This is a genomic window from Amycolatopsis sp. NPDC049691 (assembly GCF_040675005.1).
Lineage (GTDB): Bacteria > Actinomycetota > Actinomycetes > Mycobacteriales > Pseudonocardiaceae > Amycolatopsis.
The window spans coordinates 82,580-98,351 of the sequence record NZ_JBFANX010000005.1 but is presented as its reverse complement, the minus strand read 5'-3'; the positions used below and the strand labels follow the sequence as shown (position 1 = coordinate 98,351).

The window sequence follows — 15,772 nt, the reverse complement described above, 5'->3', positions numbered from 1 at the left end:
ATGAGCGACATCCCGCAGGGTCTGCCGATGGAGCGCGACGCGGGCCCCTTCGACCCGCCCCGCGAGATCACCCGGCTGCGCTCGGTGCGACCGGTCAGCCCGATGGTCTTCCCGGACGGGCACGAGGGCTGGCTCGTCACCGGCTACGAAGCGGTACGCCAGATGATGGCCGACACGCGGTTCAGCTCGCGGCTGGACCTCGACGTCGTCCACGTGCCGTACGAGACGCCCGGCATGCCCGTCGCGACCGAGCCGTCCCCGCAGCTGCCGGGCATGTTCATCGCGATGGACCCGCCGGACCACGGCCGGCTGCGCAAGCGCCTCACGGGCGCGTTCACCGTCAAGCGGATGAAGCAGCTCGAAGAACGCATCGCCGAGGTCGTCGAGCAGCAGCTGGACCACCTTTCCCGCTTGACGCCGCCGGTCGACCTGGTGGCGGAGTTCGCACTCCCGGTGCCGTCGCTGGTGATCTGCGAACTGCTCGGCGTCCCGTACGAGGACCGCGAGAGCTTCCAGGCCAACTCGGCGCAGTTCATGGTCCGCGACCAGACGCTCGAGGAGAAGATGGGCGCGTATATCGCGTTGAACACGTATCTGTCCGAATTGGTCACGCGCAAGCGGTCTTCGCCGACGGAGGACATCCTGTCCGACCTGGCCCGCCACGAGGACCTGACGATCGAGGAGCTGACCGGGGCCGCGTTCCTGCTGCTGATCGCCGGCCACGAGACGACGGCGAACATGCTGTCGCTGGGGACGTTCGCGCTGCTGGAGCACCCGGCCGAGCTGGCTTCGCTGCGTGCGGACCCTTCGCTGATGCCTGGGGCGGTCGAGGAACTGCTGCGGTACCTGTCGGTGGCCGACATCTTCTTCCGCTACGCGACCGAGGACCTTTCGCTCGGTGGCGAAACGATCCCTGCGGGGTCGACGGTCGTGGTGTCGCTGCTGGCCGCGAACCGAGACCCGGAACGGTTCCCGGAGCCGGATACCCTGGACTTTCGGCGCAATGCGCGGGGGTTGCTGTCGTTCGGGCACGGCGTGCACCAGTGTCTCGGGCAGCAGCTGGCGCGGATCGAGATGCGGGCGGGGTTCGAGGGGCTGCTACGGCGGTTCCCGACGCTGCGGCTGGCGGTTGCCGCTGATGAGGTGAAGCTGCGGACCGACATGAACATCTACGGGGTGCACGAGCTGCCGGTCAGCTGGTGAGCCGCGGCCGTGACACGCCGATCGCGTGTCACGGCTCATGCCGGATCGCGGTACTGGTGCAGCAGGCTGTTGAAGTTCCGCAGTCGTTCGATGGCGTCCTCGGGCACCGGGTCCGGGTGGAAGTGCATGACCTTGTTGCGGATCAGCCGGATCTCTTCGAGCCGGGCGATGAAGGCCTGGCGGTCCAGCGGCCAGCCCAGCTCCTGCCAGATGTCCTTGTTCCCGAGGATGCGCTGGTAGTCGCCGAAGGAGAGATCATCGAAGTTCTTGATCTTCCGGTTGCAGAGCGGCTGGACCGTCGCGAGGTCCAGCGCACCCTTCAAGATCCAGCGCAGGGTCTGGTCCAACTCGCCGAGCTGGAAGAACGGCGTGGCCATTTCGCCGTATCGACGGACCACGTCCGCGGTCGTCACGATGCCCATCACAGCCTTGCTCACGTCGGTGACGAACACGAATTCGCGCTGCTGCAGGGTGGGCAGGACGTCGAAGAGGTCGCGGTCGTACGCGACGACCTCGACGCGGGTGTCGACCGCGTCGGTGACGGTCGCGTCGGGTTTCTGGTGCAGCGCCTGGGCGATCGAGCGCCACGTCACGGCACCGCGGACGTTGCGGGGACCGTTGAGGACCGCGAGCTGGGAGTAGTCGTTGAGGAGCATCCTGGTGACGGCCTCGTGGACCGTGCTGTTCGCGCCGACGGAGTCGACACCGTCCAGCGGCGTCAGGTTCCCCACCGTCAGGCGGACGTTCAGATCCTCGTCGCCCTCGTCTTCGCCACCCGGAAGGTCGTCGATCTCGGGCTCCGCGGTCGCCGGCTCTTCTCGGGGCGTCGTCAGCGAAACCACCGTGTCGAGGGTGACCGCTCGGAAGCTGGGCGAGGTGACCAGTCCGTGGTTGGCCAGGTCGGCTTCGATCCGGCTGACCTGGTCGCCGCGGTCGGTCACCCCCCAGAGCGCCAGGAGGTCGCGGACGGAGATGCGTTCGGGATCCCGCAGGTCGGCGCGGCTTCGTGCCTGCCTGAGGCGTTCGTGGATGCGCTGACGCGCCCGATCCTCGTTCTGCTGGTGCGCCGCCGACGAGATCGCCCGGTCGAGCAGTTCCTGGCGCACGGCGTCCAGCAGCCGATCCTGCTCGACCACGACCCACGCCCGCCAGCCGTCGACGGCCCTCATCCCGGCCGCCACCATGGCCGCGCGCGAAGGGGACCGGAACTCCTCACCGTCGGGCTCCAGCCGGATCCGCCCCTCGCCCGTCACCGTCGCGTCGTAGGTGACGCCGATCCGGTTGCGCTTGAACCGGAGTCTCGCGCCGGCCCGGAGCAGGCCGGCTTCCAGCAGATCCGAGACCGTCACCCGGCGGTTGCCGAGCAAGTACATCGAGCGGCCGGCGGGCTCGTCGTTCCGCGTCGGTGTCACCTGACCGGTCACGGGCCTCACCAGTTCCGGAGACCGGCGAACTTGCGCCGCGCGCCGATCGCCTGCTTGAGCACCCTCTTCTCGAGTTCCGGCTGGCTCAGCCGGGTCACGCGCGTCAGCTGCAGTTCGGCGGCGACCGCCAGCAGGGTTTCCCGGTCGAGCCGCTGGTCGTGCAGGTAGGCGGCGCCAAGTGCCTCGCTGTCGAGCTCACGCAGGCGCGCGGCGACGGCGGCGACGTCGACGTCGACGTCCGGTCTTGTCGTCTCGGCCGGTGCGGGTGGCGGCGCCGGGGTGCTCGCCTCGGTCACGTCCGGGGCGGCCCCGTTCGGCCCGTGGCTCGCCAGCACCGCGATGAGCTTGGCGCGGGTGAGGCCGCTGTAGCCGCGCAGCCCGACCGACCTCGCCACGTCCCGCAACGCCTTGACCGGCAGCTTCGCGGAGTTCAGGTACCGCAGCCGCTCGTCTTCGGACGCCAGCGCCGAAAGCTCCTGCGCCACCTGCCACGGACCCGGCGAGTTCACCGGGAGGCGGACGGGTGGAGCCGCGTCGGCGCCGGCGACGGCCAGCCGTGCCGCACCGCTGGCGATGGCTTGCAGGGTCGCCTCGTCTTGCTGCTCCAGGAACTCGAACACCCGAGCCTGCAAGGCGGCGAAGCTCTTCAGGTCGCTCACCGGTTCTCCTCCGGCTTCACGCCGAGCGCGCCCAGCACCTCGTCGGTCAGCTGGTCGAACTCCTTGACCACGTCGTCGCGGCCGGTGGCCCGCAGCATCGCCGGCACCCCGGTTTCCCCGGCGTCCCCGAAGTGGCGGGGGCTGTTGCGGATCTTGCTCTCCAGCACGGGCACCCGCGAGTTCAGGCGCACCTCCTCGATGTAGTTGTGCTGGGCGAGGACGACCTGCTGCGAATAGATCTGCACCATGGTGAACACGACTCCCAGGACGCCGGGATCGATCGGGCGGTGACTCCGGTCGCCGCCTTTGTGGTGGACGAAGTCGTTGAACTGGTCCACCAGTGCCCTCAGGTTGCCGACCAGGTAGTCGAGTCCCAGCGTCGACAGGTAGTCGGCTTTGGCGGGCACGAGGATCTGCTCGCTGGCGACGATCGCGGTCTTCGTGACGAGCCCGAAGTTCGGGGCGCAGTCGATGAGGACGAGGTCGTACCCGGCGAATTGGTCGTCCGCGAGTGCGCGCCGCAGACAGCCGTGCAGGTCCAGGAACTTCCGCTTCGAGCCTTCGAGGGTGGTGGCCCCGCCGAGCCGGGCGGCGAGTTCCAGGTCGATGTCGATGAGGCCGAGGTGTGAAGAGATCAGGTCGACGCAGCCGCCGGCGCCGCCGAGGACCGCGTTGATCCGCTCCGGCGTGACGACGAGGTCGGCGAGGGGCGTGTCCCGCCCGGGCAGTTCGTCCTCGTACCACCGCTTGATCGTGCGGCCGGTGTCCTTGAGCTGGTGGTGCCACTCGTCGATCGAGTAGAAGGAGAAGGTCAGGTTGGTCTGCGGGTCGAGGTCGATGAGGAGGACGCGCAGACCGCGGCGCGCGGCGACGGCGCCGAGGTTCGCGGTGAGCGTCGTCTTGCCCACGCCGCCCTTGTAGTTCATGACCGCCACGACCTGCATGCGCTTCTCCCCGGTGGTCTCGTGCTCGACGGACCGATTGTGTGGCCGGGGGTGCTCGTCGACGAGGGACGAGTGCGCACTGTCCTTGAGATGTCAACAAAATGGCTACTCAGGTGCGGCGGGCGCGCATCCACAGGACGACGTCGAGGCAGCGCAGCAAGCTGATGTCGTCGATGCCGCCCGCCTCCTTTCGCAGCTCCTCCACCGCTCGCGCTCTCGTGGGGTCCGTGTGGAACCACGTCCACAAGCAGTGCCACGGGCTTGCCGGGGCCTTGAGGACCGCGCGCACCTGGCTGTCGTACACCGGGGTCAAGTGGGGGCGTTTGCGGGCCAGCAGCTTCGACGCCGTCACCGGGCGGTGGTTGCCTCCGCATTGGCGGAACAGTTCCCACAGCCGGAAGGCCGGGGCGCCCGGTTCGTACGTCGACCACGGGGCCTCGTGCATCGGGAGGTCCGGGGGGATCTGCTCCAGCAGCTCCCTGATCCGCAGCGCGTGCGTCATCGTCGCGTCGATCGCCACCGTGGCCAGGCTGGTGATGCTCAGGAAGTTGAGCGCCAGGACGTCGGCTTCCGTGACCGTGTGCGCGACCGACGGTTCGTCGCCGCCGCCGGCGTAACGGTCGAACCAGCGACCCGTGCAGTCGTCGAAATAGTGGCGCAGCGACGCCAACGACTCGTCGCGGTGCGTGCCGCGGACGCATTCGTCCAGAAGTTCGTGCTGTTCTGCGTAGTCGGGCATGGCGGGCGCTCCCCTCGTCGCCGAATGAGGGTCGCGCCCGTCCGATCCACCGTTACGGCAGGGTTTTCAGCCAGTTTCCCACCACGCCGAAGTACAGCGGCGCGTTCGGGGCGTAGTCGATCGCGTGGCCGTAGCCGGTCAGGATGTACGTCTGGAGGTTCGGCGTCCCGAAGAACGGGGCTTCGGACGCGCGCAACGCTTCGGGGGACGAACAGTCGCTGCCCAGCAGGCCGCAGAAGTTCGGGTCGTTGCCGACCACCAGCAGGACCGGGGCCGTGATCTGCTGGGACGCCGGGGTGACCACCGTCGTCAGCGTCAGGCTGTCCACCGCCTCCGTCGCCGCGAAGACGTCCTTTGTGGACTCGTCGTAGGCGATCGCGCCGTCGTTGTACGGGCCCGGGGTGTGGAACGCCGTGTAGCGGGTGCCCGCGTCGGTCGTCAGGTAGCCCGCGTCGCGGCCCGGCAGGGCGGGGTCCAGTGCGGCCGGGTGCATCCCCGCCAGCGTCGGGATCACCGAGACCAGGTTCATCCGGTGCGTCATCCCGGTGACGAGCACGCCGTCGACGTCGCGGTAGCGGCCGGCCTCGATCATCGCCATCGCCGAGCCGATCGAGTGGCCGCCGATGACCACCTTCGCGAACCGCGGGCGCACCGCCTGGACCACCTGGTGCGCCGCCGTCGCCTGGACGGACGCGCTCAGCAAAGTGCTCAACGGCTTGGAACTCTGCCCGGTGCCGAGGCGGTCGAGCGCGAGCGTCGCGATCCCGGCCTGGTTCATCGCGAGGCGGAACGAGCGGGTCTCCGGGATGTAGCCGATGTCCCAATAGGACGCGTTGTACGTACCGCCGGGGATCAGGACCGCCACCGTCGTCGCGCCGGCCGGGGCGCACAGGCGGCCGTGCATCGTCTGCGGCAGGAGTGCCACCGTGACCGGGACGTACAGGTCTTCGCACGTCGTCGCGTAAGCCGGGGCGGGCACGCACAACGTGGCCGCGAACAGCACGAAGACAGCGCAAATTCGGCGTAGCACGGGGAAGAACCTCCAACTAGCGACGGGGGACAGCCGTCATCGGCAGGCTGTCCGGGTAGGCGGCGGAGGTGAACTTCACGCGCACCGGCCGGCCCGGGAGCGGGACCAGCCGCCAGCGCGCGGCCACCGTGGCCACCGTGATGACGATTTCGTTCTGGGCGAAGCGGTTCCCGATGCACTGCCGTCCGCCGGCGCCGAACGGGATGAACGCGCCCTTGGGCAGCCGCGCCGCCCGCTCCGGCTCCCAGCGGCCGGGATCGAACCGGTCCGGGTCGGGGAACGACGCGGGGTCGTGGTGCAGGGCGTGCGGGCTGACGATCACCTCGGCGCCCGCCGGGATCCGCGTGCCGCCGAGGTCTACCTCCGCCAGCGTGCGGCGCATCAGCATCCACAGCGGGTAGCAGCGCAGGACCTCGTCGACCACCTGCCGGACGTAGGTCAGCCGCGGCAGGTCGTCGACGGTGACCGGACGGCCGCCGAGCACCTCGTCGACCTCGGCGTGCACCCGGGCTTCCACGTCCGCGTGCCTGCCGAGCTCGTGGAACGTCCACGCCAGCGCGAGCGCGGTCGTCTCGATGCCGGCGGTGAGCAGGGTGAGCACCTCGTCGCGGGCCTGCTCGTCGGTCATCCCGGCCAGCAGGAGCGTGGACAGCAGGTCGCCGTGGTCCACGCTCTCGGTGCGCCAGTCGCGGATCACGGCGACGACGATTTCCCGCATCCGCTCGATCGCTTCGTCGAACCGCCGGTTGCCGGGCACCGGCAGGTTTTCGACGAACTTCGGCGACAACGCGCGAATCATCCCCTGCTGGATGATGAGGTAAATGGACCGCCGGGCCTCGTCGACCGCCTGCTTCCCGATTTCCGTGTGGAACAGGGCCTCGCCGACGATCGTCACCGCGAGTTCCTGCAGGTCTTCGTCGAGCGCACGCACTTCGCCGGGCTGCCACGAATCACTCAGTTCGGTCGCCGCGCGCCGCATGGTCTCCGCGTACGCGGCCAGGCGGTCGCGGTGGAACGCCGGCTGCATCAGCCGCCGCTGCCGGAGGTGGAAGTCGCCGTTCGAAAGCACCAAGCCATTTCCGACGAACGGCTTGAACTTGTCGAACATGACGCCCTTGCGGAACTTCGGGCCCGCCGTGACCAGCACTTCGTGGGCCAGCCGGGGACTGGTGACGAAGTAGGCGGGCATCGGGCCGAGGTGGAGTTTGACGATTTCTCCGTGTTCGTGCAGGGAATCGGTGAATGCGAAGCGTCGTCGCAGCAGTGCCGGAGTGTGCCCGAGAAAAGGCCACCGGCCCGGGGCTTCCGGGACGGTCATGCGGACTCCTCGTTACGCCATTGTGTGGATTTCCCAAGGAGACGGCCTACGGTAGGCGCGTCCGGCGGAACGGGACAGTGCCCGATCGGGTGGTGTGCCCTCACGCGGATGGCGCAGTCGCCGGTCGTTCGGGAATCGCTAAGCTCTTTCCGGTCCGACGCGGCTGAGAAGGTGTTTCTCGTGACACGATCACCGGAATGGGTTCCACCGGGTGTCGATATCTCCGTGCCCAGCATGGCGCGCACTTACGACTTCATGCTCGGCGGCGGCCACAACTTCGCCGTCGATCGCGCGGTCGGCGAGCAGATCGAGCGCGCGATGCCCGGGCTGCGCGACGCGGCGCGCGTGAACCGCGCGTTTCTCGGGCGCGCGGTGCGGTTCATGACGGCCAACGGGATCCGCCAGTTCCTCGACATCGGTTCGGGGATCCCGACCGTGGCGAACGTCCACGAAGTCGCGCAGGCGCAGGATCCGGACTGCCGCGTGGTGTACGTCGACCGCGACCCGGTGGCGGTCGCGCACAGCGAACTCATCCTGGCCGGAAACGATCACGCGGCGATCGTGCAGGCCGACATGCGGGATCCGGAGAAGATCCTCGATTCACCGCAGGTGCGCGGGCTGCTCGAACTCGAAAAACCGATCGGGCTGCTGATGTTGCTGATGTTGCACTGGGTCCCGGACGAATCCGGGCCGCTCGACCTCGTGGGCCGGTACGCTTCGGCGCTCGCGCCGGGCAGTTTTCTCGCGATCACCCACGTCACCGGCGACCACCAGGGCGAAAACCTCGAAGAAGCGACGGACGTGATCAAGGAAAGCCGCAGTCCCGATCAGGTGACGCTGCGGACGCACGCCCAGGTGACCGCGCTTTTCGGCGGTTTCGAAATCGTCGAACCGGGGCTGGTCGGCTGCGGTGAATGGCGTCCGTCCGGGCCGGCGGACATCTCCTCGGCGGCGGAGATGAACATGCTGGTCTACGCCGGTATCGGCCGAAAGAGCTGAACGGGCGCACCCACATGCCGATGATCGAAGAACGGCCGGAACAACCGGCGGGGCCCGACCCCGAACGCGCGCGGACCCTGCTCGCCCGGAAATGGGCCTACCTGCTCAGCGGCGTGACCGTCGTTTCGCTCAGCCGCGAGCTCCTCGACGAAGAACTGCGCGGAATGCTCGACACGCTCGTCGAGTCGCTCCGGGGCACCTCCGCGGACACCGCGCCCGCGGAGCGGATCGGCGCGCGGCTGGTCGGGCTCGGCTACGTCGGCGAGCCGGGGTTGCGGTGCACGCTCGACGTCCTCGGGAAGGGCCTGCCGGCGCTGCCGGAACTGCGGACGGCGGACCGCTTCACCGAGCGGATCGTGGTGGCGCTGGGCGCGCTCTCGTGCGGGTTCCTGCTCGCGCACGAGCGAAGCATCCTCGACCAGCAGGAAATCATGCACCTGTCGCTGCTCAAGGCGGTGCGGGACGCGCAGTGGAACCTGAAGCTGAGCGAGGCGCGGTTCGACGAGGTCGTGACCTCGTCCGCGAGCGGCATCGCGCTGGTCGCCCTCGACGGCCGGATCGTGCGCGCGAACGCCGCGCTGGCCGAGATGCTCGGGCACCCCGCGGGCGAGCTGACCGGGTCGCAGCTGGCCGACCACGTGCACCCGGAAACCGTCGAGGTCCTCCGCGAGGCGATGGCGGAGCTGGTCGGCGGCGGCAAGGAGCGGATCCGGCAGTCCCAGCGGCTGCTGCGCAAGGACGGCGACGTCGCCCGCATCTCGCTCACCGCGTCGCTGCTGCGCGACGCCGACGACCAGCCCGGTCACTTCGTCGTCGTGGTCGAGGACGGCACCGAGCTGATGCTGCTGCAGGGCGAGCTGAGCCGTCAGGCCCTGCACGACGTGCTGACCGGCCTGCCGAACCGCCAGTACTTCGGCACCCACCTCGAAGCGGCGCTGCGGCGCGCCGACCCGGAGTACGGGGTCACGCTGTTCCACGTCGACCTCGACGCGTTCGGCATGGTCTGCAACAGCCTCGGCCGCCGCGTCGGCGAACAGCTGCTGGTGCACTTCGCCCAGCGGCTGAAGTCCGTGATGGCCCGCGAAAAGGCGATGATCGCGCGGTTCCACGCCGACGAGTTCGGCATCCTGGTCGAGAACACCGCGACGACGCCGGACATCGACGCCACCGTCCGCGCGATCAACGACGAGCTCGCCGAGCCGTTCTTCGTCGACGGGCACGGCCTCGCGCTGTCGGCCAGCGCGGGCGTGGTCCACCGGCCCGCCAAGAGCATCGACCCGGCGGAGCTGCTGCGCGCGGCCGACCAGACACTGCGGCGCGCCAAGGTGCGGCGGCGCGGCCAGTGGAAGATGTTCGACCGCGACGCCGACGCGGAAGACCGCCGGACGCAGGCGCTGGCCGTGGGCATGGCCGGGGCCTGGGAGAACGGCGAGATCGCCGTGCGCTACCGGCCGCTCGCGCGGCTGGCGGACGGCGAGGTCGCCGGGTACGAGGCCCGGCTGCACTGGGATCGCCCGGGCGAAGCGCCGCTCCCGCACGAACGCTGCGCGGAGCTCGCCGAGTCGACCGGGCTGGTGCTGCCGCTCGGGGACTGGCTGCTGCGCGCGGCCGCCCGGCAGGGCGAATGGTGGCGCCGGCGCGCTGGTTCGCGGCTACCGGTGGTCGCTGGGCTGACCGGCCACCAGGTGTCGGACGAAGCGCTCGGCACGCGCGTCACGCGGTTGCTTTCGGACACCGGCCTGCCGCCGGAGCAGCTGATGCTCGGCGTCCCGGTCGGCGCGCTGAAGGTGTCCGGTGTCCACGAGAACGTCACCGCGCTCGCCGCGCTCGGGGTGTCGGTGATGCTCGACGAGTTCGGGCTCGGCCCGGACGACCTGCGCGCGGTCGAAGACCTGCCGGTCGGCATCGTCCGCGTCGACCGCAGGCTCGCGGAGTGGCAGGCGTGGTCGGATTCGACGTTCCTGAGCGCGCTGGTCCCGCTGGTCCGCCAGGTCGGCGCCACCCTGGTCGTCGACGGGATCCACACCGAGGTCCAGGCGGGCTGGTGGCGTACGGCCGGCGCGGAACTGGCCACGGGCGACTACTTCGGGGTCGCGAGGGCACCGGGTGAGCTGGCCTTCACCTGAACGGGCCGGCGCGTCAGGCCGACGGCGACCAGCACGATCACCATGCCGCCGAGCACCCGCGGGGACAGCGGTTCGCCGAGGAAGAGCGCGCCCAGGGCGACGGAGACCACCGGGAGCAGGTAGCCGACCGTCGCCGCCGCCGTCGGGCCTTCCTCCGTGAGGACCTGGTAGTTGAGGTAGAAGGTGATGCCGGTCCCGAACACGCCGAGGACCGTCACCGCCAGCAGCGCCGTCAGGTTCACGTGCGGGGCCGGGCCCGCCACCGGTAGTGCCACGGCGGTCAACGCAGTTGCCGTCGTCAGCTGGGCGGCCGAGACCGCGAGCGGTGCCCCGCCGGGCGGCAGTTTCCGGGCCATGTAAGCGAAAGCGATCGCGTAGCTGAGGCCGGCGCCGAGCAACGCGAGCGCGCCCGCGCTCAGCAGCCCTGACTGTTCCCAGGGTGCGAAGATCACCAGCACGCCGGCGAACCCGAGGACCAGTCCGGCCAGCCGTGCCGGGCCGAGCCGGCGGTCCGCGCCGAGCAGGACGCCGATCAGCAATGACCACAACGGCGTCGTCGCGTTCATGACGCCCGCGACGCCGGAGTCCACCGTGCGTTCCCCGATGCCGAAGAGCGCGAACGGCAGGGCGTTGCAGAAGAACGCGGCGACGACCAGCCGCCCCCACGTCCGGCGGTCACGCGGAAGCCGCTGGCCGGCCGCGAGGGCCAGGACCAGCAGCGTCAGCGCGCCGAGGGCGCAGCGGACCAACGTGAGGTGGACGGGGCTCAGCCCGGTCAGGGCCAGCTTGATCCAGAGGAATCCGGAGCCCCACAGCAGGGCCAGCACGGCTATGCGCATCACGTGATCCACGGTGCCGAACCGAACCCGTCAGGACAAGTGAAGAGTTCTGGACCGATCTTTAAGGCTTGCTACATCCTTGGGCCGCCAGAGCCGTTCGCCGAACAAAGCAAGGGCCGCCGGGAGCAGCACGCCGCGCACGAGCGTCGCGTCGAGGAGGACCGCGAACGCCATTCCGAGCCCGAGCATCTTGTACTCGATGGCCGCCAGGCTCAGGAAGATGCCGAACACGCCGGTCATGATCAGCGCGGCGCTCGTCACGACGCCGGAGCTGCGCGCGGTCCCCTCCACGATCGCGTCCCGCGCCGATGCGCCCGCCTGCCGCCGTTCGCGGATCCGGCTGAGGATGAAGACGTGGTAGTCGGTGCTGAGCCCGAACAGCAGCACGAACAGGAACACCGGGAGCCAGCCGAGCACCCCGCCGTAGGGCGTGAAACCCAGCAGTGGCGCGAGAAAACCGTCCTGGAACACGAGCGTGAGCACGCCGTACGCGGCGCCGACGGAGAGCAGGTTGAGCAGGATCGACACCGCGGGCACCGCGACCGACCGGAAGACGGCGAACAGCAGCACGAACGCGAGCAGCAGGATGAACCCGAAGACGTACGGCGCCCGCGCGAGCACCTGCGCGGTGAAGTCGTGCGCTTCCGCGGTCCGGCCCGCCACCGCGTAGCCGACGCCGTCGAGCCGCCCGATCGTCTGGGGCAACAGGCTTTCCCGCAACGTCGTGAGCGTGCGGCTCGCGGTTTCGTCGTTTCCGCTGCCGCCGAGCGGGATCCGGACGACGAGCGCCTGGCCGACCGGGACGACGATGACCGGTTTCGGGGTGCTCGCGGTGAGTTCGCCGATGGCCTGGCGGACCGCGGGCGTGTCGACCGGACCGCCGCGTTCGTTCCAGACGACGACGTGCGCGGGCATCGTCACACCGGGAAACGCTTCCTGGACGCGCGCGGCCGCGTCGATCACCGGGATGTCGCGCGGCAGGCTTTCGGTCGGCGCGGGGTCCTGCAGCCGGATCCCGAAGGCGGGCAACGCGAGCAACACCAGGAGCGCGGTCGCGACCCCGCTCCAGAGCGCCGGGCGGCGGGTGACGACTCCGGCCACCACCGCCCAGAACCGCGAGCGCGTGCTCCGGTCGCCGAGCCGCGGGATCCGGCCGCGGCCGACGCGGTGGCCGAGCAGGGAGAGCGTGGCCGGCAACACCGTCACCGCGGCCAAGACGGCCGGCCCGACGACCAGGACCGTGCTCACCGTCAAGCCCCGCAGGTTGTCGAGGCCGGTGAACAGCAGCCCGGTCACGCACAGCACGACCGTCAGTCCCGACACGACGATCACGTGCCCGGACGTCCGGGCGGCGATCCGGATGGACTCGTCGACGCCGTGGGCGCGCTCTTCCCTCGCCCGGCGCAGGAAGAACAGCGAATAGTCGACGCCGACCGCCATGCCGATGAGGAGCGTCATCGCGGAAGTGGCGCTGTTGACCGGGATCCAGTTGTCCACAAGGGACAGGAAGCCGAACGCGGCGGCGACCGTCGTGCCGGCGAGCAGCACCGGGATCGCGGCCGCGACCAGTGAGCCGAAGACGACCAGCAGGATCAGCACGGTCAACGGCAGCGACCGGGTCTCCGACCGCTTGATGTCCTCCTTGATGCTCTGGTCGACCGCGCCGGACACGCTGAGGTCGCCGGCTTGGGCGAGGTGGGCGTCCGGGTGCCGCGCGGCGACGGCCTGGACGGCGGCGGTCGCCGTCGCGAGGTGGTCCCGGATCTCCGTGCCGGTGCCGGGGATCCGGAAGGTGACCAGTCCGGACCGGCCGTCGGCGGAGACCTGGGCCGGGTCGTCGAGCGGGGAACGGATGTCGGCGACGCCGGCGACCTTCAACGCCGTCACCAGGTCGGCCACCGCCGGGGAGTCGCGGGGTACGAGGACGTTTTCCCAGAACGGTTCCCGGGTGGCTTGGCGGTCGAGGACGGCCTGGCCGGTCCCGGCGTCGCCGGCGGGGCTCGAGCGCGCGTCGGTGCCGGGCACGAACGTGCCGATCGCCCAGGCGAAGACGACGAGCGCCAGCCAGCCGAGGATCGCGGCGGGCCGGTGGCGCAACGACCAGTTCGTGACGCGTTCGACCACCGGGGGTTTTACGGGCAGCATGAACTAAAGTCCTTTGCGTGAAGGAGTGATCCGATGAGAGCTCGCCCTCGGGCGAGTGGGTGCTTCTTCCTCCTGGGCCGCCGAGTTGCCGCTCGGCGGTCCAGGGCCTCAGGCTTAGTCGACCTCCTTGAGCACGTGTTCGATGGACCGCAGCCGGTCCTGGACGTCCTTCAGCTGCCGCTCGGTTTCCTCCTGCGTCCGGACGGCTTTCTCGGCCAGGCTCCGGTATTCGCTCTCGCGGGCGAGCGCGGCCTTGGCGCGCCAGGTCGAGGCCAGCTGCACGATCGCGATCGACAGCACGACGGTGATCAGGACGAAGACCCCGGTCACGCCGATGATCTCCTGCCACTGGTGCCAGTTCATGTCCGTCCCTCCTCGCCGTCCCCCTGGACGGATTCCGGTGTGGTCAGCGTCGGCACGGCGGCCGCGATCGTCTCCGGCGTCAGCACGACGGAGAACGGGGTGAGCTCGTAGAACCGCAGGGTCTTGCCGTCTTCGCCGACCTCGAAGCCGGACTCGACCAGACCGGCGGCTTCGAGCTTGCGCAGGTGCACCTGCAGCAGCGCGCGGCTGATCCGCAGCTCGCGCGCGAGCTTGCTGACGTAGGTGCGCTCGGCGCGCAGGGCGGCGATGATCCGCAGCCGGTGCGGGTTGCCGAGGGCGCCCAGCTGCCGCAGGAGCTCGTCGCCCGTGGTCCACATGCCAACAAAAGTTAGCAGGTGGGTTCGCGTGGGGATATCAGGGTGATCCCCGATTTCACATCGGGTGGTCCATCCAGACGTTCGGCTCGACGTAGGTCGCGGTGTCGTAGGCGGTCGACGCGTACACGGGGGCGATGCCGCCCGGGATGAAGTTCTCGCCCTCCTGGAGCTTCACGCCGGTCCAGGCACGCCAGTCGGCGAGCGAACCGGACAGCGTCACGGCGAACGGCACACCTTCACGACTCGCGCGCCGAGACGCTCGTGGGTGCGCAGCCAGCGGTCGGCGAGCAGGCCGTCTTCGCGGCGGCGGGCCGCGTACTCCGGCATCGGGACGGCGGGCTCGGCCTCCTTGCCGATCGGGCGGACCGACACGATCAGCTTGCGCAGTCCCGTTTCCGCGGCCCGCGCCTTCAGCGCTTTCAGCATCGGCGCGGCCAGTCCGCGGCCACGCAGGTGTGGCGCGATGACGACTTCCAGCGCGCACAACGCGGTGGGCTCACGGCCGTCCATCACGTCCTGGGCAGCCCACTCGATCGCCTGGTCCCAGCCGTGGTCCGGGAGTTCGGCGCGGTCTTCCGCCGGGAACGCGAGCGGGACCGACAACGCGCGTGCCATCGGGACGCCGTCGTCGTCGAGGGCGATCAGGAAGTAGCGCGCCCAGTGGCGCGAGAACCGCTCGCCGGTGATCATCCGGCCGCTCGCACCCTGGTAGATGAACTGGCCGCCGACGTCGCCGAGGCCGAGTGCCGCGTCGAGCAGATCGGGGCGAGCGGCAAGATCGACAACGCGCATGAGTTCAGTGAAGCGAAAAGATCACCGGCCGGACACCGGCAACCGGGCGACGCTCAGCGCAGGGCCTTGAGCCGGCGGGTGAGCGCCGACGGATCGAGGTTGGCGCGTGTGCCGGCATCGTGGCCGTCGAGGTAGCCGCTGCCGGACAGCCGCCGGGGCGCCGCCGAGCGCAAGCCGCCGTACTCGGCGTCGAACGCGTGCTGCACCAGCTGCGCGCGGTCCCGGACGACCAGCTCGGCCGACTTCGCGCCGGACGCCGCGGTGCGGACCGCTTCCTGCTCGGCCTCGGACAGCCGCTCGTGCACCGCGCGGGCGAAGCCGTGCAGCCAGGTGCGCCGGTAGGCGGCGAGCGACTCGCCGGGGAAGAAGCCGTCCGGCCGGACGCGCGTCAGCTGCGTGCTCGCCTGCAGCAGCAGGCTGGTGAACAGCAGCTCGACCCGGCCGAGGTCGGAGCGGAAGCCGAAGACCGTGACGCTGTCGACCTTCTGGCCGAACCGGTGCAGCAGCGTCCGGCAGCGCAGCGGGTAGGCGACCGAGGTCAGCAGGCTCGCCTTGTCGCGGCTGTAGGGGTCGTTCATCGGGATCTTCAGGGTGCCGATGTCATCGGAGGTCGCGCCGGCGGCGGCGAGCATCGCCTGGTCGATCCCGTACCGCGCGACCAGCTCGGCGGCCTTCTTGTTGTAGGCCTCGGCCTCCGCCTCGGTGACCGCCGGGTCCTCGGCCTTGGCCAGCAGCTTCCGGATGCGCTCGAGCTGCGGGTCTGACTCGGTCATGGAGGGCAGGGTATTCGATCAGGTGTTCGGACGCCCGCACCGGGGGCGGCGTGTCCTGGAAGACTGGGCGAACGACCGGA

The 15,772-nt window shown here is 70.1% G+C and carries 14 protein-coding genes and 1 pseudogene; 3 read left to right on the top strand and 12 right to left on the bottom strand.

What is annotated here, in order from left to right; translation table 11 throughout:
* The gene (locus AB0J40_RS13000; protein ID WP_364451624.1) at positions 1–1,203 is read left to right on the top strand and encodes a cytochrome P450; all 1,203 of its coding nucleotides are present in this window, start codon (positions 1–3) and stop codon (positions 1,201–1,203) included.
* A 35-nt stretch (positions 1,204–1,238) separates the two neighbouring features.
* Here the strand turns inward: AB0J40_RS13000 and AB0J40_RS12995 are convergent, their stop codons facing one another.
* The 6 genes from AB0J40_RS12995 to AB0J40_RS12970 form a co-directional block, all read right to left on the bottom strand.
* On the bottom strand, positions 1,239–2,627 hold the full coding sequence (locus AB0J40_RS12995; RefSeq protein ID WP_364451621.1) for a CBS domain-containing protein: 1,389 nt from the start codon (positions 2,625–2,627) through the stop codon (positions 1,239–1,241).
* A gap of 5 nt (positions 2,628–2,632) precedes the next feature.
* Positions 2,633–3,286 (bottom strand): hypothetical protein, encoded by a 654-nt coding sequence (locus AB0J40_RS12990; RefSeq protein WP_364451618.1) that lies wholly within the window; start codon positions 3,284–3,286, stop codon positions 2,633–2,635.
* Positions 3,283–4,230 carry a ParA family protein gene (locus tag AB0J40_RS12985; protein WP_364451615.1) on the bottom strand — a complete coding sequence of 316 codons (948 nt, stop codon included), beginning with the start codon at positions 4,228–4,230 and terminating at the stop codon, positions 3,283–3,285. Before AB0J40_RS12985 ends, AB0J40_RS12990 begins: the two co-directional genes overlap by 4 nt.
* Before the next feature lie 109 nt (positions 4,231–4,339).
* Positions 4,340–4,969, bottom strand: a complete 630-nt coding sequence (locus AB0J40_RS12980; protein WP_364451612.1) for a DUF6308 family protein — start codon at positions 4,967–4,969, stop codon at positions 4,340–4,342.
* Between the two features lie 52 nt (positions 4,970–5,021).
* Positions 5,022–5,972 (bottom strand): alpha/beta fold hydrolase, encoded by a 951-nt coding sequence (locus tag AB0J40_RS12975; protein ID WP_364451610.1) that lies wholly within the window; start codon positions 5,970–5,972, stop codon positions 5,022–5,024.
* Between the two features lie 43 nt (positions 5,973–6,015).
* Entirely contained in the window at positions 6,016–7,317 is a 1,302-nt protein-coding gene (locus AB0J40_RS12970) for a cytochrome P450 (RefSeq protein ID WP_364451607.1), read from the bottom strand.
* A gap of 234 nt (positions 7,318–7,551) precedes the next feature.
* Between AB0J40_RS12970 and AB0J40_RS12965 the strand changes: the two genes are divergently transcribed.
* Both AB0J40_RS12965 and AB0J40_RS12960 read left to right on the top strand, forming a co-directional pair.
* Positions 7,552–8,316, top strand: a complete 765-nt coding sequence (locus AB0J40_RS12965) for an SAM-dependent methyltransferase (protein WP_364452545.1) — start codon at positions 7,552–7,554, stop codon at positions 8,314–8,316.
* 20 nt (positions 8,317–8,336) lie between these two features.
* Entirely contained in the window at positions 8,337–10,442 is a 2,106-nt protein-coding gene (locus tag AB0J40_RS12960) for an EAL domain-containing protein (protein ID WP_364451604.1), read from the top strand.
* Here AB0J40_RS12960 and AB0J40_RS12955 read toward each other — a convergent pair.
* The 6 genes and pseudogenes from AB0J40_RS12955 to AB0J40_RS12930 all read right to left on the bottom strand — a co-directional run bounded on the left by AB0J40_RS12955 (position 10,397) and on the right by AB0J40_RS12930 (position 15,692).
* The gene (locus tag AB0J40_RS12955) at positions 10,397–11,281 is read right to left on the bottom strand and encodes a DMT family transporter (RefSeq protein WP_364452544.1); all 885 of its coding nucleotides are present in this window, start codon (positions 11,279–11,281) and stop codon (positions 10,397–10,399) included. The two genes, AB0J40_RS12960 and AB0J40_RS12955, sit on opposite strands and share 46 nt — an antisense overlap.
* A gap of 30 nt (positions 11,282–11,311) precedes the next feature.
* Positions 11,312–13,426: an MMPL family transporter gene (locus AB0J40_RS12950; protein WP_364451601.1), complete on the bottom strand. Its 2,115-nt coding sequence runs from the start codon at positions 13,424–13,426 to the stop codon at positions 11,312–11,314.
* Positions 13,427–13,540: 114 nt separating this feature from the next.
* Positions 13,541–13,789: a hypothetical protein gene (locus AB0J40_RS12945; protein ID WP_364451598.1), complete on the bottom strand. Its 249-nt coding sequence runs from the start codon at positions 13,787–13,789 to the stop codon at positions 13,541–13,543.
* The gene (locus AB0J40_RS12940; protein WP_364451595.1) at positions 13,786–14,127 is read right to left on the bottom strand and encodes a winged helix-turn-helix domain-containing protein; all 342 of its coding nucleotides are present in this window, start codon (positions 14,125–14,127) and stop codon (positions 13,786–13,788) included. Before AB0J40_RS12940 ends, AB0J40_RS12945 begins: the two co-directional genes overlap by 4 nt.
* A 55-nt stretch (positions 14,128–14,182) precedes the next feature.
* Positions 14,183–14,919, bottom strand: a pseudogene (locus AB0J40_RS12935) (Long-chain-fatty-acid--CoA ligase).
* A 53-nt stretch (positions 14,920–14,972) separates the two neighbouring features.
* On the bottom strand, positions 14,973–15,692 hold the full coding sequence (locus tag AB0J40_RS12930) for a DUF2786 domain-containing protein (protein ID WP_364451592.1): 720 nt from the start codon (positions 15,690–15,692) through the stop codon (positions 14,973–14,975).
* Between the last annotated feature and the right edge of the window lie 80 nt (positions 15,693–15,772).